Here is a 17,163-nt window from a genome sequence, read left to right as displayed (position 1 = left end):
TTGTGATGAGGCGATCTCTAAAGGAAATTCAGCAGGGACAGGCGGGACAATTGCGCGGTGATTTCATAAGAAGCCTGTAACGCCACTTGGTTATTTTCCAGTTGCGTGATCGCCTCGGCCAGATCCGCATCCTCGATATCGGAAATAAAAATCTGTAAAAAGGCCTCTTCATCCTTATGTTCCACCAGAATATCTTCCAGATTGGCCTGGCGGGTCCCGTTGCGGGCCACAAACAGCTGCAAGGTGTCGATAGCGGAATCCAGCGTCGCCAGTTCCCCTTCGAGAAACGCCCGCTGGGCCGGACTCAGCTTCCCATCAATGGGCCCACCACCACCCGCATTAAAATCGGCAATATTCTTGAAAGCGGCAAAAATATCCCCGGCCACCTCGCTGGCCAGCAGACCATATTCCATTTCCGTATTCTGCCCCACCTGTGCCGCCGCCCGGCGGGTGTCATTCTGGAACAGGTCCTGCGCCGACGCCGCCGCCACCAGATCCGTAATATCCCGGGCATTTACTGGCGGCACATCACTTTTGGCCCCGGCGAAAATATACACCCCGCCGATATTGGTATTCAGGGCGCTGACCATTGAGGAAAACGCCTGATCCATGATTTCATTCAGGGCAAAGGTTTCATCCATGGAAATGGCTTCCAATACCGCCTGACGGACATCCTGAGCATTGCTGACCAGCGCATTGAGATGAACATCATTGGTGCGCAATTGCCGATCCACATATTCCCCCGCATTAATATAACTTTGGGTGCGGGTCAGCACTGTCTTAGCTCCGAGGAGGGTATTGGTCTGGGTGGCAAAACCGCTGTATTGCTGCTCTTTTTTGCCGGTGGTGATGGTCACCTGACCATCAAAGACCTTCTCCTGATTTCTTAACAGACTGGACAACATCATCTGTTGATGGCCAAAACTGGATACGCGTGTCATGATTTGGGTCCTGTTCCTGTCCTGTTAGATCGCATCATCTCAGTTATTTCTTCATGGTTCTGCATTATGGTTCTGCGCACCGGTACCGCCTGAAAGGTCGACGATCATCAGACCACCGACAGAAGGGCATCATAAATATCCTGTGCGGTCTGAAGAATACGAGCGGAGGCACTATAAGCATTCTGGTAAATCACCATGTTGCTAAGTTCCTCATCCAGATTAACACCGGAAATATCCGCCGATTTCTGTTCCAGCTGATTTTTAAGGCTCGCTGAATCGCCGGCAAAACCGGCCGCCATGCTGGCCCTGAGCCCAAGATCCGCCAATATATTCGCCCCATACTGCCCCAATGTGACATTCATGGCGCTCAAGCCCCCCGCCTCGCGGAAGGAAACCACCAGATTCTCCAGATCCTGAAACGCCCGTGCGCCGGACTGATCACCAATGCTGAACACATTGTCGCCAATCGCCGCCGACTGATCGAACCGGGCCAGGGCAAAAAGTCCCGCATCCTGGAAAATTTCGTCCTTGACCTTAAGACCAAACGCCGCATCCATGACGAAACGTTCCCCAATGCCGAAGAAATGAGACAGGCTGACCCCCGTGGCGCCACGGCTGGTGGTATCGTTTTTGACCTGAAGGGAAAGCGCCTGCCCGGAGGACAGAGGAGTCATCGTGAATTCGCCCTCAGACGAGAGTGAAAAAGTCGCATAATTGGACAGCGGGCTAGCGTTCAGATCATTCAGCAGATCGTCAAAGCTGCTGCCGGCAATGGTCAAGGTATAACTGTCCAGCGACACGTTTCTGTCATCCAGTACTTCAAACGTAATGGTCTGCCCGGCCCCAAAACCGTGATTTTCCGCTCCGGCGACACCGGTCTGAAAATGACTTCTGGTATTGGCCTGCACCAGATCATTCAGCCCGAAGAAATGCGAAAATCCACGTCCGGCCCTGAGGCTCGGGTCGCTGTCGGACTGGGCAATAGCCACACCATGCGCCGGGTTTGCGGCACTGAAACTCATCACCCCGTTATTCAGGCTCAGTGTTGCCGCCGGCCCTAGAGCCGCATTCACCGCTGTAATCACATCATTCAACGTTCCCCCGGCCAAGGCATCAAAGTCAATGGTCACCGAATTGACCAGATCACCATTGACATCGGTCACGGCAAATACCGCATCACCGGTAAAATTATGCAGATCGCCGCCCAATAACCCAGTATTGATACCGCTCAGGCTATTGGGGGCCGGCACTGCGGAATTGGTATTATGAACCCGGTTGATTTCATCCGCGAAGGCGGCTGCCAGGTTCCCAAGCTGGGCGGCGATTTCCGGCAGTTCCTCGTCCCGCATTTTCAACAGCCCTTTCAGCTCACCGCCGAATACCTCCCCGTCAAGGGTTGCGGTACTGGGCATGACAGCCCCGGTTACGCCGTTAACAGGATGAATGGTGATGGAGGGAAAACGGGTCGTGGTGGTCACGCTGCCCGGCGCTTCATACTGCAATTCAACACGCCGCTGCCCAACCAGAGTAATCCCGGTCGAGGTGGTGATCTGAATACCGTTATTGCCGGTATCGGTGATGCTGATGTCAATGAGTTCCGAGAGTTCGCCAATCGCCTGAGCGCGCTGTTCCAGAAGGGACCCCGGCGTACCATTGGTAACCGTTTCCCGCACAATCAAGGGATTGAGATTGTCGATCCTTTCCAAAAGCGCGTTGATCTCGGCAATCTTGTCATTGATGCTGTCGCTGGCATCCTTGCGCAGATTCTGGATACTCTCCGCCAAATAGCCAACCTCTTCCCCGAAATTGTTGATTTTGCTCAGGGAGTTTTCCCTCAGAATTGTGGAGGACGGGTCCAGCGCCAATTCGGAAATCGCGGTAAACAGGTCATCAATCTTGCCGCTGAGGCTGGTATTTTCATCGGGTTTACCCAGAAAGGATTGAATTCTTTCATGAAAGGCGTTTTCCACCTGATACCGTCCAAAATCCGCATTGGCGTCATAAGTGGCCCTGACAAGAAATCTGTCAATCACCCGGTCAATGCCCGAAATTCTGACTCCGCCGGACTGGGTCCCGGTCACAAAGGCTTCCTGTTGGACCACTTGGCGGGCATATCCTGGGGTGTTCACATTGGCAACGTTGTTGGAAGTAACCGACAACGCCGCCTGGTTCACAAACAACCCCGTCAGGGAATTATGGATAATATTATTAATGCTGGATGACATTCTGGTTTCTCCCGATCCACAAAACTGGATCTTTCAGGTAAAGAAAGCGCCCCGCCATGGGTAAAGACTGCCGGGCGGGGTCATTTTTTTCCGCTTTTCCTTTTTTGTTCCTGATCCTTGCGGTTCTCACAAACATCTTCCTTTACCTGATCAAGTCTTTATAATTAAAAAGCTTTTCAAACCTTTTCGTGTTCTTCTCCCGGTGAAACGTTCCGGGAGACACCATGTTCCGACGTTCTTTACGCAATTTCTATGCAAACAGGGGGCCAGTTTTCACCGATGCCCCAAAAAGCCGGAAACCTGCCAGATAAAAAAAAGGCCCGGACACCAAAAAGCAATGCAAAGGCAAAAACATTCCGAAAACGACGCGGCACATAAAGACCGGCGGGAAAATTTTGCTGGCAAAAATTGCCGCAGACCCCTCTCTCAGAACCGGGAAGAACCCATAAAATACATTTATTTTCAACTGGTTATATAAACAAATCCAGAATGGCCCGCATCTTGCTTTACCAAAGGCAGAAGAATTACGGCTCAACCGTCTGAACAAAACCACTACAGAAATTTAAAGAGGACAAAAAGGTTTTGAAACACATTTGGGCAACAGCCATGAAAACAGGTTAGGCCTGAAAACAGGACAGGTTAGGCCTGAAAACAGGTAAGAATGAATGACCACAGCAATGGACTTATATAACAACGCCTTGATGACCCCGCAAAGGGCGGCCTCAACCCCATTCCCTGCGGGGGGGGCCGAAATGTCATCTTCTGCTGCGTCATCGCCTGCTCCAAAGCCATCTTCCAATACATCATTTGATGCCCATCTTGCCAAAGAAGCCGGACGGAACAGCACGTCTTCCCCGAACAAGGCCCAGAATGTCAATACCAAGAACATCAAGGCCAAGAGTGCGACGTCTCCTGTGAACAAAAATGCTCCGAACAACACCTCTCCGGCACGCCCAAAGAACATACCTGAGAGCATATCTGTCGAGAACATATCTTTAACGGAAGATGAAATCAGGCCGGCCCCCTCAGGTTTGGCAATTACCGTTCCGGGCACAGAAACGTTCCCGCCTAAATCCCCGCCCGTTGCAAAGTCCGTGCCGGTGGGATCTCCGGTTATGATCGAGAATCCGGAAATTTTGTTTGAGCCTCTGCCCGGCCAGTCCGACCCCACCGCCGATCCCAAGGTTACGACAAGCGGGACCGGGCAACGCAAAACAGCGCAATCCCCCTCAAACGCCAGTTCCGACCGCTCTCCGGGAATGCCGGTTTTTATTCCCCCTGCTCAAGCGCTGGACGAGTTGGCCCTGTCACAAGGCAATCCGCAACATCCGGGTATCATCCCTGAAACAGCTAGTGTTGCCGCTGCGAACGGTACACCCGATCACGTTAGTAGCACATCACCCCCCGGAAACAGCGAGAGCTCAGCCGCCGCCAGAGCGGAATCTGCCGGTTCCCGGCTTCCGGCTGACACACAAACCGCTGAACCTCCAGGAGAGGCTGCAATCCCGGCACAGGCTCAGGCACAAACAAATACCACATTGGCGCTTGAAACGACACCTCCCGGACATGCCCTTTCCGGCGCCGTTAACACGGCAACAACCGCCACAGGACAGCCAGGAGCTGTAGCGACAGACAGTTCCCAGATCGCCTCCCTGTCCGGAATTGCCACCCGGAACCAGCCTCTGTCAGGCCATTCGGACCGGCAGCAGAACCGGCAGGGAAGTCAAAGCCCTGGAGAACGCCTGAGGGAAAGCACAACAGAAAACCGGGCAGGCAAAACCGATTCTGGCACCGACAAACCGAACCAGACAGGTTCCGTCCCTGCGGATCCCCAAACTCCGACCGGCCGACAGAACACCTCCTTCCCGGGACAGGATTTCCGCGCCATGATGTCGGGACAGAATATGGGACTGCCCATGGGGGTAAAACCGCATGACAACCTGTTGACACAGGCCCCGGGCGAGACCGTCCTGGCCGGGGCGCAGCTCACTACCGGACAGGGGACAAGCACCGGCATTTCTGGGACGCCAGCGGGCCATACCTCCCTCAATGGGGCACAAAACGGCCTTATGGCCAGCGAAACCGCGCTGCGTCCGGCCATGACCACGCCGTCCGCCCATATGGCCGATCAGATTGTCAGCACCCTCACCCGCCACAGTGCCAACGGCCGCAGCACATTTCGCATTCAGCTTCATCCAGCGGAACTGGGACAGGTAGACGTGCGCATGGATTTCGCAGCAGACGGCAAACTGCATACCGTCATGACGGTGGACAATGACCGCACGCTGATGTTGTTGCAGCGCGACCAGGGCATTCTGGAAAAAATGTTACAAAATGCCGGATTCGATACCTCCCAGGGCAATCTCAATTTCAGCCTGAAACACCAGAACCAGACAGCTCAGGGCGATATGTTTGAGCAGCACGGCGGGACCGGTGGCAAAACCTCCCCCACTGGCGAGTCCGAGGGGGCGGCCTGGCAGGAAGCAGACAATCCGGCCGTTACCGAACACCTGCTGATGTCCGCTTCTGCGGGCGGCATTGATATCAGTATTTAAAGAGGATCAGGCAATGGAAGTTACTTCAGCGACAGCCTCCCAAACCGACACACAAGGCAAGGCCCGCCAGGCCGAACAAAAGCTGGCGGAAGACTTTGACGATTTTCTGGCGCTGTTGACCACGCAGTTGCAATATCAGGATCCGCTGGACCCACTGGATTCCAACGAATTTACCCAGCAACTGGTCTCATTCACCGGCGTGGAGCAGTCGATTGCCACCAATAAAAATCTGGAAACGCTGATCAGCAAGGTGACCAGCCAAAGCATCGCTGATTCCGTTTCCTATCTGGGTAAGGAAATCACCGTCGATTCCAATAAAGCCGGACTGGACAACGGCAAGGCCAAATGGGAATACACTCTGGATTCCGTGGCGGAAACCACAACGATCAAGGTCACCCATGATAAAACCGGCAAAGTTGTCTACGAAGGTTTTGGGAAAACGGCCGCAGGAATGCACGAATTTGTCTGGCAGGCGCCGGAAAATGCCGAAGAGGGCATCTATTCCCTGGAAGTCAGCGCCACCACCGCTTCCGATCAGGAGGTCCAGACACAGGTCTATTCAAAAGGCATTGTAAAAAGTGTGGAAACCCTTGGCGGACTGCCATACTTGGCTTCCAATGGCATTCTCGTGGCGCCAGATAATATCCTGGCCGTCAAAGATGTTACGGAGGCCCCTCCTCCTTCCCCTGGTGAAGAAAACGCCGGTTGATTATGCGTAAAACACGCTGTGAAAAAACAGAATTAACCTTGCTGCCCCTGACACTCTTTAAACCTGGGGGCTCTTTAAGAACAGGAGTAATGACATGAGTCTTTACGCATCACTCTTTTCCGGAGTTTCCGGGCTTAGCGCCTATAGCAGTGCTTTGGGTATGATTTCCGACAATATCGTGAATGTGAATACCATCGGCTATAAGGAAACACGGGCCAGCTTCACCACTCTGGTGACGGAATCCCGCTCCACAACCTCCTATTCTCCCGGCGGGGTTCAGTCGTTACCGCAAAACCTCATCAGTCGCCAGGGGCTGCTGCAATCTTCTGCCTCGGCAACTGATCTCAGCATCGACGGCGCCGGCTTTTTTGTGGTCTCCTCCACACCGACAGTGGGTCAGAACAACGATTCTATCAGTTTTACCCGCGCCGGATCCTTCACCCCCGATGACGAAGGATTTCTGAAAAACACCGCCGGTCTGTATCTTCTGGGTTTCCCGATTGATTCCACCGGAAGCCTCAACCCGGACCGTCCGGTCAGTTCCCTGGAGCCGATCAATGTTTCCGGGCTGACCGGGACGGCGGAAGCCACAACCAATGTGACCCTGCGGGCCAACCTACAGAATACCCAGCCGGTCAATCCTGCCGAAGCCACCTATACCGGCGGCCCCGGTTTTTCTATGGCCGACGGCTCAATCACTCCGGATTTCAAACGACAAATCCAGGTTTTTGACTCTCAGGGAACCTCCCACACCGTCACCATTGCGGCCCTAAAAAGTTCAACCCCCAATGAATGGCATGTGGAACTGTTTATTGATCCGGCCTCCGACATAACGCCAATAGCGCCACTGCATAGCGGCCAGATCGCCGTCGGCACGCTGGCCTTTGATCAAGACAGTCATCTTGACCTGACCAATACCAGCCCGGCGCTGACCAGTCCGGTTCCCATTAACTGGGCCCCCGGGGGCGGTTCAGCCAGTCAGGCCGCGCCCAGCACCATCACCTTCGATTTCGGCGATGATGGCGAAGGCAACGGGTTTACCCAGTATGACAGTATCTCCACCTTGATTTCCTCTTCAGTGGACGGAGCGGTTTTTGGCAACGTGACGGGGGTATCCATTGACGAGGAAGGCATTGTTACGGCCCTGTTTGACAATGGGCTGACCCGGAAAGTCTACCAGCTTCCCGTCGCCGTGTTCCAGAACCCGGACGGCCTGACGCGCCGGCAGGGCAACAGCTATACCGTATCTGACCAGTCCGGTACCTTTGCCTTACAGGTAGGGGGAACCGGGGGTGCCGGATTTGTTGCCCCCTCTACCCTGGAAGCCTCCACAGTGGATCTGTCCAACGAGTTCACCCAGCTGATTACCACTCAACGCGCCTTTTCCGCCAGCACCAAGATTATCACCACGGCGGATGAGATGCTTAGTGAACTGAACAACATCAAACGATAATCTTTTCAAAGACTTCACCTAAGGATGCCGGAATCCTCCGGCATCCTTTTTATGTCTTTTTATGTTTCAGGTTATATTTCAAACGAACCCCATTCCCATATAGCAGACAATTTCGTCCAACACAGTTTGATAAAAATTTATATTTTTTTTGCTCCAAATTAACCGAATTCATTAGGTCTTTTTTAAAGAGCTTCGCGTATCTTTTTTTCATCAAACCAAGATACCGGAGATTCGCGTAACAATGAGTACCAGAAAAGACATGCAGCCGGCATCCATCATGGGACCGACCGGAGAGCCACTTACGCTTGATGATCTGCCCCCCAGCAATACTAAAAGATGGGTTGTTAGACGTAAGGCCGAAGTGGTCGCCGCAGTCAGGGGCGGTCTCATCTCTCTGGAAGAAGCCTGCAAGAAATATACCTTGTCCGTCGAGGAATTCCTGTCATGGCAGCGCGCCATCGACAATGACGGACTGATGGGATTGCGCGTGACAAAAGTCCAGGATTACCGTTCCGGGAAGTCCACGCCGGCTAATAACTAATGCATATACCGGCATCAGCACGCCGGAACATATTGACCTTACAGACAAACATTATTAACCATGGGGCCCCGAGTCTCATGGTTAATTTTTTTGGCCAGACAATCACTGATTTTAACATTATGGGAAACACCACATCTTGTGGTATTTTTTTTAAGGCACACTATAGCTTGTTAACTCAAGGAATTCTGCGATTTATTAGAAACATCTAATTTTTTACGCCTCATACTAGGCAATTTTTGCCTAGCATTAACCAGTTATTTACTTAACATTGGGTAAACTCTGGTTCGTTTTGGAACACAGGGGTTCGGAAAGCTCACTCATCAACAGGCATTTTCGGACTGTTTCACAGGGATTAGCAAGTGAATAGTTTAGCTGTCTTTTTTAAAACTCTTGGTCCCGCCCGTCTGGCGGCGATGGGAACGGTGGCGGCCATCATCATTGGTTTCTTTATCTATATTACGGTTCGCCTTTCCACCCCCAATATGGGACTGTTATTCAGTGGTCTTGATCTTGCTGACGCAGACCGTATTGTGCAACAGCTCGAAAGCCAATCCATTCCCTACAAGATTGCCGGCGATGGCAGCACCATTCTGGTGCCTGAGGACCAGGTCTACCGCCTGCGGATGATGGTTCATGCCCAGGGTCTGACCGGTGGGGGATCTCTGGGATACGAAATTTTTGACCGCACCGATTCCCTCGGCACCACAAGTTTTGTGCAGAATATCAACCGTCTGCGCGCCCTTGAAGGGGAACTGTCCCGCACCATCCAATCCATGGAACGCGTTGCAAGCGCCCGGGTACATCTGGTTATGCCGGAACGCCGGCTGTTCAGTAACGAAAGCCGCGAAGCAACGGCTTCCATTCTGGTCAAAACCAGAAATGGGCGGCTCAGCCGGGACCAGGTTATGGCCATTCAGAATCTGGTCGCTGCAGCAGTACCGGATTTGCAGCCGGAACGTATTTCCATTGTTGACCAGAAAGGCTCTCTTCTGGCCCGCGGCTCAGCGGAAGACAGCACCGGCATTCTGGCCACCTCCCTGGAGGAAAAGAAAATCGCTATGGAGAACCGCCTGCGCAGTCAGATCGAGACTCTGCTTGAAAAGACAGTGGGCCTGGGGAAAGTGCGGGCAGAAGTGACGGCAGAACTTGACCTGAACCGGGTCACCAGCAATTCTGAAATATACGATCCTGACGGCCAGGTGGTTCTATCCTCACAAATCCGCGAATCCACCACAAGGGATCAGGAAAATGCCGAGGAAACCCAGGTTTCCGTGGCCAACAACCTGCCGGATCAGGAAGCAACCGCCGGCGGTCCGACTGTGCTTAACCAGTCGTCCGGCAGCACCACCGAAGAAACCATTAACTACAAAATTTCCAAAACCATCCGCACGCAAATTCATGAAGCGGGTACGGTCAAACGGGTTTCCGTAGCCGTTCTGGTAGACGGGACCTATGTGGATCAGGGGGAAGGCACGCCGCCCTTGTACCAGCCGCGGAGTCCCGAAGAGTTGGCGCAACTGGAAAATCTGGTTAAGTCCGCTATTGGTTTCGATGAGGACCGCGGCGATACGGTCAGTGTGGTAAACATGCAGTTTGCCGAAGTGGACTATGGCGATGACCTGGTTGAAGAAGGATTGTTCAATTTTGACAAAGGCGACATTCTGTGGCTTGTAGAGCTCGGGGTTTTGCTGATTGCCTTCCTGGCTGTTACCTTTTTTGGCCTGCGTCCCCTGATTTCCTATATGATGGGACCTGACGAAGGAGGCACCGGACAATTGGCTCTTCAAGGGGCCCAAGGCGGACAGTATCCCCAGTTGCCAGGTGAAGAAGGCCAGCAACAACAGCAAGCCCTAGCCCCCCCGCAACAGGGTAAGGCCATTGTCACTCGCGAAGGGGAACAGGTGGTGATCCCGACAGATGAAAGCGGTCGCACGCTCACGGCCCGGGAAGTGGCTGAAAAACAGGGGATTGAGTCGGCCATTGATATCGCCTCCGTCGAAGGAAAAATTCAGGCAACGGCTCTTAAAAAAGTTGGAGAGCTGGTTGAAAAATACCCCGACGAATCTGCCGCCGTTATCAGAAGCTGGCTCTATGAATAGATACTTTATGAATAGTTTCTGGAAATTAACTCTGAATCCGTACCCTACAAGAACCGCCATCACAGTAATGGTAACCACAACTGGTCAGGTGAATTGAGTGAGTAAAGGAAAAATATCACGTCTCAGCGATATGAGTTCCAGCGACAGGGCCGCAGCCCTGATGCTGGCGCTTGGTGACGATCATGGCCGGATCATCTGGAATCTCCTGGATGATGAGGAAGTCAAAGAACTGTCTCTGGCCATGTCTTCCCTCGGGACGGTGGACGCCAAGGTTATTGAGGAGCTGTTTCTTGATTTTGCCAACAACGTCAGCTCCGTCGGCACCATGACCGGCAACTTTGATAACACGGAACGGCTGCTTTCCAAAATGCTGCCCAAAGATAAAGTGACCCAGATCATGGAGGAAATCCGTGGTCCGGCCGGGCGGACCATGTGGGACAAACTGGGCAATGTCAACGAGGTGGTGCTGGCTACCTATCTCAAAAATGAATATCCGCAGACCGTGGCCGTGGTTCTGTCCAAGATTAAACCCGAACATGCTGCCGCGGTGCTCAGTGTCCTGCCCGATGATTTCGCCATGGAAGTAATTATGCGTATGTTACGCATGGAGCCGGTGCAAAAAGACATTCTGGATAAAGTGGAACAAACCCTGCGTACCGAATTCATGAACAACCTGGCGCGGACCAGCCGTAAGGACAGCCATGAAACTATCGCGGAAATCTTCAACTTCCTGGACAGGAGTTCGGAAACCCGGTTCCTGACCGCCCTGGAAGATCGCAACCGGGAAAGCGCCGAGCGTGTCCGGGCCCTGATGTTTACCTTTGACGATCTGCAAAGTCTGGATTCCACCGGCGTGCAGACCCTGCTGCGGAGTATTGACAAGGATCGCCTGGGGCTGGCGCTTAAGGGAGCCTCGGAAAAACTCCGCGATATCTTCTTCAGTAATATGTCCGAACGGGCCGCCAAAATCCTCAAAGAGGACATGGAAGCCATGGGGCCAGTACGGCTAAAAGATGTTGACGAGGCCCAGATGGAAATCGTCAATGTGGCTAAAGATCTGGCCGATGCCGGGGAAATTGTCCTGGCCGACAACAAGAGCGAGGACGAACTGATCTATTGATCCGGAAAGAAACAGGGGACACATGACTGCGGTAAAATATACATTCGATACGGACTTTGAAGACGAACTTGGCGGCCCCCGCAGCCAGGAAAAAATTGAACAGGCCCGCCAGGAAGCCTTTGAAAAGGGGCTGGAAGCAGGACGCGCGGAAATTCGCGAGAGCATAGAACAGCAAAGCCAGTATCTGCTACAGAATATTCACGCGGCCCTTCAGGTTCTCACCACCCGGCACAAGGAACAGGAAGCCATGATGCATAAGGAAGCCGCGATTCTGGCCCATACCATCATCGGAAAACTGGCGCCGGCCCTGGTGGAAAACACGCCCTTGCCGGAAATCGAGGCCCTGGTCAGCCAGTGCCTGAAAAACAGCCCGCTGGAACCGCGCATCGTGATCCGGGTTGATGATCAGATCTTGCCGTTCCTGCAAAAACGAATTGAGGATCTGAAAACAATGACCGGTTTCGCCGGTGAGATTGTTTTGATCAGCGAGCCCATGCGACATATCAGCGATTGCAAGGTGGAATGGGCGGATGGCGGCGCAGACCGTGATTTTGAAGCATTGAAAAACACCATTGATAAAACCATACAGCTTTTCATTGAGGCCCCTTCTTCAGGCCACCAGGACGATAACGGGATGACGGTGAGCATTTCCGCCGATGAGGTGGGGCCGGCTGTATGACGGACAGTATAGTAATAGATGAGGCCATGTTTCCGACCTGCTCTGAACATATAGCGCAACCAGGGAGCGGTTCGGGATATGACAAGGAAATATTAAGGACGATAGGATAATGTCTGATACTGAGAATATGGACTGGCAGGAACTGGACAAGTCCGAATCCAGTACTGAAACTGCAACGCCTTCGCAAAGCGAGCCGGTAGACACCGAAAACGCCATGGCCGGTGATCTGGAAGCGGTTTTTGACGTACCGGTCAAGGTTTCTGCCGTGCTTGGCAAAACCAACCTCCCCGTGAACAAATTGTTACGCATGGGGCCCGGCGCCATTGTCGAACTGGACCGCAAGGTTGGCGAAGCCATTGACATATATGTGAATAACCGCCTTGTGGCACGGGGTGAGGTCGTTCTGGTGGAGGACAAGCTGGGCATCACCATGACGGAAATTATCAAGGGCGAAGAATAATATGCCAAAGTCTCCGGTATCGCGCCGGACTCGGCAATATAAAGAGGGAAGTTAGGGTGATTACGTTATTGGGTATTGTCGCAGGTTTTGCACTGATCATCTCCGCCATGATTCTGGGAGGGTCGCCATTGGCCTTTGTGGATGTACCCTCCATTCTCATTGTTCTGGGGGGAACTGTGGCCATTACCATCGTCAGTTTTTCGCCAAAAGACCTGCAACTGATTCCCGGGGCATTGTGGCACATGATGACCTATACCCCCCTTGACCCGCGGGAGGCTGGCGTCACCATGATCCAGATTTCCGAAAGGGCCCGCAAGCAGGGGCTGATGTCGCTGGAAAAGCTCACCTCCACCATGAATAACGAACCCTTTCTGCAAAAAGCCCTGAACCTCACGGTTGATGGCGCCTCAGTGGAGGAAATCGAACAAATCCTGCAAAAGGAAATCCATTATACCGCCAGTATCCAGTCCAAGAGCGTGGACCTGTTGCGCCGGGCAGCCGAGGTGGCCCCGGCCATGGGACTGATCGGTACCCTGGTGGGGCTGGTGCAGATGCTGGGCAATCTCAGCGATCCCAGCACCATCGGCCCGGCCATGTCGGTGGCCCTGCTCACCACATTTTATGGCGCCGTCTTGGCGCATATGGTATTGATGCCGCTGGCGACCAAGGCAGAAAGAAATTCCCAGAATGAATCCACCCTTAACGCCCTGTATTTGACAGGCGCCCTGTCCATCAGCAGGGAAGAAAATCCGCGGCGTCTGGAAATGCAGCTGAATGCCATGCTGCCGCAAACCCATCGCATCAGATATTTTGAATAAGAGTAGACGGAAAATGCGATTAATCATTGTCGGAACATTACAAGGCCAGCTCAGTACAGCCTCCCGGATTGCCATGCAACAGGGGGCCCAGGTCATGCATGTGGATGATGTGGACGGCGCCCTTAATCTGATCCGCAGCAAGGGGGCAGACCTGTTGATGGTGGACATCAAACAGGACATTAAAGGGTTGATCGAGAACCTGAAAACAGAACGTATTTCCACCCCTGTGGTGGCTTGTGGAATTGGCTCTAACCCAGATGCCGCCGTCCGCGCCATTCGCGCCGGAGCCAAGGAATATATCCCCCTGCCCCCGGATCCGGATATGATTGCCGCGGTGTTGACCGCCATTTCCGATGACGACCATGAATTTATCTATCGCGACCGCGCCATGATGAAAGTGGTCAGTCTGGCTGACCAGGTCGCTCCCAGCGAAGCCAGCATTCTGATCAGCGGCGAATCCGGCACCGGCAAGGAAGTGATGGCCCGTTACGTACACAACAAAAGCCGCCGGGCCCAGAAGCCCTATGTCAGCGTTAACTGCGCGGCCATTCCCGAGAACCTTCTGGAATCTGAACTGTTCGGTCATGAAAAAGGCGCCTTTACCGGGGCCGTGGCCCGCCGGATCGGCAAGTTTGAAGAAGCCAATGGCGGTACCCTGCTACTGGATGAGATCAGCGAAATGGACATCCGTCTCCAGGCCAAGCTGCTCAGGGCCATCCAGGAACGTGAAATTGACCGCGTGGGCGGCAGCGGTGGCCCCGTAAAGGTGGATATCCGCATTATCGCCACCACCAACCGCAATCTCCATGAAGAAGTCAAAAAAGGCACGTTCCGGGAAGATTTGCTGTTCCGGTTGAATGTGGTCAATCTTAACCTCCCGCCGTTGCGGGAACGGCCGGAAGACACCCGGGCCCTATGCAAACATTTTGCCCGGAAATATGCGGAATTCAATGGCCTTGAGCCGAAACCCGTATCCGATGAGGCCATGAAGGTGCTGATCAATCATGACTGGCCGGGTAATGTGCGCGAACTGGAAAATACCATGCATCGCGCCGTCCTGTTGGCCAGCGGTCCCGAAATCACCAAACAGGATATCCTGCTGCCGGATGGCCGGCCGCACATGGCAATCCAGAGCAGTACACGTGGCACGGACACAGCTTCGCCACGAGACACCGAACCTTTTGCCGCCAGCTCCCATATTGGCCGGACAGTGGCCGATGTGGAGCGGGACCTAATTATTGACACCCTGAAACACTGTCTGGGCAACCGGACCCATGCCGCCAATATTCTGGGGATTTCCATCCGCACCCTGCGCAACAAGCTGAATCAGTATATGGCTGAGGGTGTGGCGGTCCCCAGCCCCGGAGAGGGAATGGAAAATTCCTCCCTGTCCTGAAAACCCGAACATTGATGCGCATGCTGAGAAAAGACCCGAATGAGCGACACAGCCACAAATAACGCAGGCCCCGGCCTCGCTGCACAGCTTTCCCAAAGAAGCGACATCATGATGGCGCTGGGCGTTGTTGGTATTCTGGTGGTTCTGTTTCTGCCCATGCCGCCCTGGCTTCTAGATATTTGTCTGGCCCTGTCCATCACCTTTGCCGTGATGATCCTGATGACCTGCCTGTTCATCGAAAAGCCGCTGGATTTGAACGCCTTTCCAACAATCCTTCTGGTTTCAACCATGCTCAGGCTGGCGCTCAATGTGGCCTCGACCCGGCTGATTCTCAGCAACGGACATACCGGCCCCTCGGCGGCGGGACATGTGATCGAAGCCTTTGGCTCTTTTGTCATGGGGGGGAATTTTGTCATCGGTATCATTGTGTTTGCCGTGTTGCTGATCGTTAATTTCATGGTCATCACCAAAGGCTCCGGCCGCATTGCAGAGGTGGCGGCCCGTTTTAGCCTGGATGCCATGCCCGGCAAGCAAATGGCCATTGACGCGGATCTGTCTTCCGGCCTCATCAATGAAGACGAAGCCCGCCGGCGGCGCCGGGAACTGGAAGACGAAAGCACCTTCTTCGGATCCATGGACGGGGCGGCCAAATATGTCCGCGGCGACGCCGTTGCCGGCCTGCTGATTACCTTCATCAACATTATCGCCGGCATGATTGTGGGGGTGGCCCAAAACGGCATGAGCTTTGCGGATGCCGCCAACACCTATACCTTACTGACCGTGGGGGACGGGCTGGTAAGCCAGATTCCCGCGCTGATTGTTTCTACTGCGGCCGGTCTGCTAGTGACCAAGGCGGGGGTCACGGGAAAAACCGACCAAGCTCTGTTTTCCCAGCTCAGCGCCTATCCGCGCGCCATTGGCGTCAGTGCCTTTCTGTTGTTTTGCCTGGCCCTGCTGCCGGGCATTCCATTTCTGCCTTTTGCCGTTCTGTCAGGGTTGCTGGGCTATACGTCCTATGCGCTGACCCGTAAAAAAGAGGAAGAAGTGGAAAATGAAAAACTCTTGCAACAGCAACAGGAAGAAAAGGAAAAAGCCAAACCGGCCGAGGAACCTATTACCTCAGCCCTGGCCATCGACCCGATCCGGCTGGAACTGGGCTATGGCCTGCTGCCGCTGATCAACGATGACAGCGGTATTCGCCTGACGGATCAGATCAGGGCGCTCAGGCGTCAAATCGCCTCTGAGATGGGCTTTGTCATGCCGTCAGTGCGGATCCTCGATAATATGCAGCTTCAGGCCAATACCTATGTCATCCGCCTGAAGGAAGCCGAGGTGGGCCGTGGGGATATCCGCCCCAACATGCTGATGGTCATGGATCCCCGCGGCGAACAGGTGGCCCTGCCCGGCGAAGCCACCCGAGAGCCGGCCTTTGGCCTACCGGCCGTGTGGGTGGAGCGCAGCATGAAGGAAGAAGCTTCCTTCCGGGGCTATACCGTCGTGGATCCCTCGACGGTGATCACCACCCACATTACCGAAGTCATCAAGGACAATATGGCTGAGCTGTTGTCTTACGCCGAGGTCCAGAAACTTCTGGATGATCTGCCCAAGGAACACCAGAAACTTGTCGCCGACCTGATTCCGGGCATGATCAGCCAAAGCGGGGTGCAGCGTATCCTGCAAAACCTGCTGAATGAAAGAGTGTCCATTCGTGACCTACCGACCATCCTCGAAGGCATTGCCGAAGCCTGCGGCTACACCCAGAATGTGGTCATGATCACCGAACATGTGCGCGCCCGGCTTGCGCGCCAGATCAGCCATGACAATGCGGATGCGCAGGGAAGCATTCCACTGATTAACATGTCGCCCCAGTGGGAACAGCGGTTCATGGAATCCCTGGTTGGCGGCGGTGAGGAAAAACAGCTGGCCATGCCGCCCAGCGAATTACAGGAATTTATCAACACCGTCCGCATGACCTTTGAAGAACAGGCCCATGCGGGGGAACTGCCCGTCTTGCTGACCAGCCCGATGATCCGGCCTTATGTCCGGTCGATCATCGAACGATTCCGGCCTGCCACCGTGGTCATGTCGCAAAATGAAATTCACCCCAAGATTAAAATCCGTACCCTAGGCCAGATTTAATCGGGGTTATTCTGAGGCACATTTAATA

Annotated in this window: 14 protein-coding genes; 11 read left to right on the top strand and 3 right to left on the bottom strand. The window is 53.8% G+C overall.

The window, feature by feature from the left end; genetic code table 11:
- Positions 1-17: 17 nt before the first annotated feature.
- The 3 genes from FE788_RS05985 to FE788_RS14055 form a co-directional block, all read right to left on the bottom strand.
- Positions 18-941 (bottom strand): flagellin, encoded by a 924-nt coding sequence (locus FE788_RS05985; RefSeq protein ID WP_138379786.1) that lies wholly within the window; start codon positions 939-941, stop codon positions 18-20.
- A gap of 107 nt (positions 942-1,048) precedes the next feature.
- Positions 1,049-3,166 carry a flagellar hook-associated protein FlgK gene (flgK, locus tag FE788_RS05980; protein ID WP_138379785.1) on the bottom strand — a complete coding sequence of 706 codons (2,118 nt, stop codon included), beginning with the start codon at positions 3,164-3,166 and terminating at the stop codon, positions 1,049-1,051.
- Positions 3,167-3,728: 562 nt separating this feature from the next.
- Positions 3,729-4,220, bottom strand: a complete 492-nt coding sequence (locus tag FE788_RS14055; RefSeq protein ID WP_168190299.1) for a hypothetical protein — start codon at positions 4,218-4,220, stop codon at positions 3,729-3,731.
- Between the two features lie 61 nt (positions 4,221-4,281).
- Here FE788_RS14055 and FE788_RS05975 point away from each other — a divergent pair, with 61 nt between their 5' ends.
- The 11 genes from FE788_RS05975 (at position 4,282) to flhA (ending at position 17,135) form a co-directional block, all read left to right on the top strand.
- Complete coding sequence (locus FE788_RS05975) at positions 4,282-5,721, top strand: flagellar hook-length control protein FliK (RefSeq protein ID WP_168190298.1); 1,440 nt, start codon at positions 4,282-4,284, stop codon at positions 5,719-5,721.
- A gap of 13 nt (positions 5,722-5,734) precedes the next feature.
- On the top strand, positions 5,735-6,430 hold the full coding sequence (locus FE788_RS05970; RefSeq protein ID WP_138379783.1) for a flagellar hook assembly protein FlgD: 696 nt from the start codon (positions 5,735-5,737) through the stop codon (positions 6,428-6,430).
- Between the two features lie 94 nt (positions 6,431-6,524).
- Entirely contained in the window at positions 6,525-7,883 is a 1,359-nt protein-coding gene (locus tag FE788_RS05965) for a flagellar hook protein FlgE (protein ID WP_138379782.1), read from the top strand.
- Between the two features lie 241 nt (positions 7,884-8,124).
- The gene (gene sciP, locus FE788_RS05960) at positions 8,125-8,424 is read left to right on the top strand and encodes a CtrA inhibitor SciP (RefSeq protein ID WP_138379781.1); all 300 of its coding nucleotides are present in this window, start codon (positions 8,125-8,127) and stop codon (positions 8,422-8,424) included.
- A 359-nt stretch (positions 8,425-8,783) separates the two neighbouring features.
- Positions 8,784-10,523, top strand: a complete 1,740-nt coding sequence (gene fliF, locus FE788_RS05955) for a flagellar basal-body MS-ring/collar protein FliF (protein WP_138379780.1) — start codon at positions 8,784-8,786, stop codon at positions 10,521-10,523.
- A 130-nt stretch (positions 10,524-10,653) separates the two neighbouring features.
- Positions 10,654-11,643 carry a flagellar motor switch protein FliG gene (fliG, locus tag FE788_RS05950; protein WP_138381305.1) on the top strand — a complete coding sequence of 330 codons (990 nt, stop codon included), beginning with the start codon at positions 10,654-10,656 and terminating at the stop codon, positions 11,641-11,643.
- A 22-nt stretch (positions 11,644-11,665) separates the two neighbouring features.
- Positions 11,666-12,322: a FliH/SctL family protein gene (locus FE788_RS05945; protein ID WP_138379779.1), complete on the top strand. Its 657-nt coding sequence runs from the start codon at positions 11,666-11,668 to the stop codon at positions 12,320-12,322.
- A 109-nt stretch (positions 12,323-12,431) separates the two neighbouring features.
- Positions 12,432-12,782: a flagellar motor switch protein FliN gene (fliN, locus tag FE788_RS05940; protein ID WP_138379778.1), complete on the top strand. Its 351-nt coding sequence runs from the start codon at positions 12,432-12,434 to the stop codon at positions 12,780-12,782.
- Between the two features lie 56 nt (positions 12,783-12,838).
- Positions 12,839-13,600, top strand: a complete 762-nt coding sequence (locus tag FE788_RS05935) for a motility protein A (protein ID WP_210414160.1) — start codon at positions 12,839-12,841, stop codon at positions 13,598-13,600.
- Positions 13,601-13,613: 13 nt separating this feature from the next.
- Positions 13,614-14,996, top strand: a complete 1,383-nt coding sequence (gene flbD / locus FE788_RS05930) for a sigma-54-dependent transcriptional regulator FlbD (RefSeq protein WP_138379777.1) — start codon at positions 13,614-13,616, stop codon at positions 14,994-14,996.
- A 39-nt stretch (positions 14,997-15,035) separates the two neighbouring features.
- Positions 15,036-17,135: a flagellar biosynthesis protein FlhA gene (flhA, locus tag FE788_RS05925; RefSeq protein WP_138379776.1), complete on the top strand. Its 2,100-nt coding sequence runs from the start codon at positions 15,036-15,038 to the stop codon at positions 17,133-17,135.
- The last annotated feature ends 28 nt before the right edge of the window (positions 17,136-17,163 follow it).

Origin of the sequence: Luteithermobacter gelatinilyticus (assembly GCF_005849285.1) — a bacterium.
In the GTDB taxonomy this organism is placed as follows: domain Bacteria; phylum Pseudomonadota; class Alphaproteobacteria; order Sphingomonadales; family Emcibacteraceae; genus Luteithermobacter; species Luteithermobacter gelatinilyticus.
This window is presented reverse-complemented; position numbering and strand designations above follow the sequence as displayed.

What these genes read in the sequence shown, in the direction of transcription:
- FE788_RS05985 (WP_138379786.1), bottom strand. Translation starts at nt 941, where the DNA reads ATGACACGCGTATCCAGTTTTGGCCATCAACAGATGATGTTGTCCAGT.
- flgK (WP_138379785.1), bottom strand. Translation starts at nt 3,166, where the DNA reads ATGTCATCCAGCATTAATAATATTATCCATAATTCCCTGACGGGGTTG.
- FE788_RS05975 (WP_168190298.1), top strand. Translation starts at nt 4,282, where the DNA reads ATGATCGAGAATCCGGAAATTTTGTTTGAGCCTCTGCCCGGCCAGTCC.
- FE788_RS05970 (WP_138379783.1), top strand. Translation starts at nt 5,735, where the DNA reads ATGGAAGTTACTTCAGCGACAGCCTCCCAAACCGACACACAAGGCAAG.
- FE788_RS05965 (WP_138379782.1), top strand. Translation starts at nt 6,525, where the DNA reads ATGAGTCTTTACGCATCACTCTTTTCCGGAGTTTCCGGGCTTAGCGCC.
- sciP (WP_138379781.1), top strand. Translation starts at nt 8,125, where the DNA reads ATGAGTACCAGAAAAGACATGCAGCCGGCATCCATCATGGGACCGACC.
- fliG (WP_138381305.1), top strand. Translation starts at nt 10,654, where the DNA reads ATGAGTTCCAGCGACAGGGCCGCAGCCCTGATGCTGGCGCTTGGTGAC.
- FE788_RS05945 (WP_138379779.1), top strand. Translation starts at nt 11,666, where the DNA reads ATGACTGCGGTAAAATATACATTCGATACGGACTTTGAAGACGAACTT.
- fliN (WP_138379778.1), top strand. Translation starts at nt 12,432, where the DNA reads ATGTCTGATACTGAGAATATGGACTGGCAGGAACTGGACAAGTCCGAA.
- flbD (WP_138379777.1), top strand. Translation starts at nt 13,614, where the DNA reads ATGCGATTAATCATTGTCGGAACATTACAAGGCCAGCTCAGTACAGCC.
- flhA (WP_138379776.1), top strand. Translation starts at nt 15,036, where the DNA reads ATGAGCGACACAGCCACAAATAACGCAGGCCCCGGCCTCGCTGCACAG.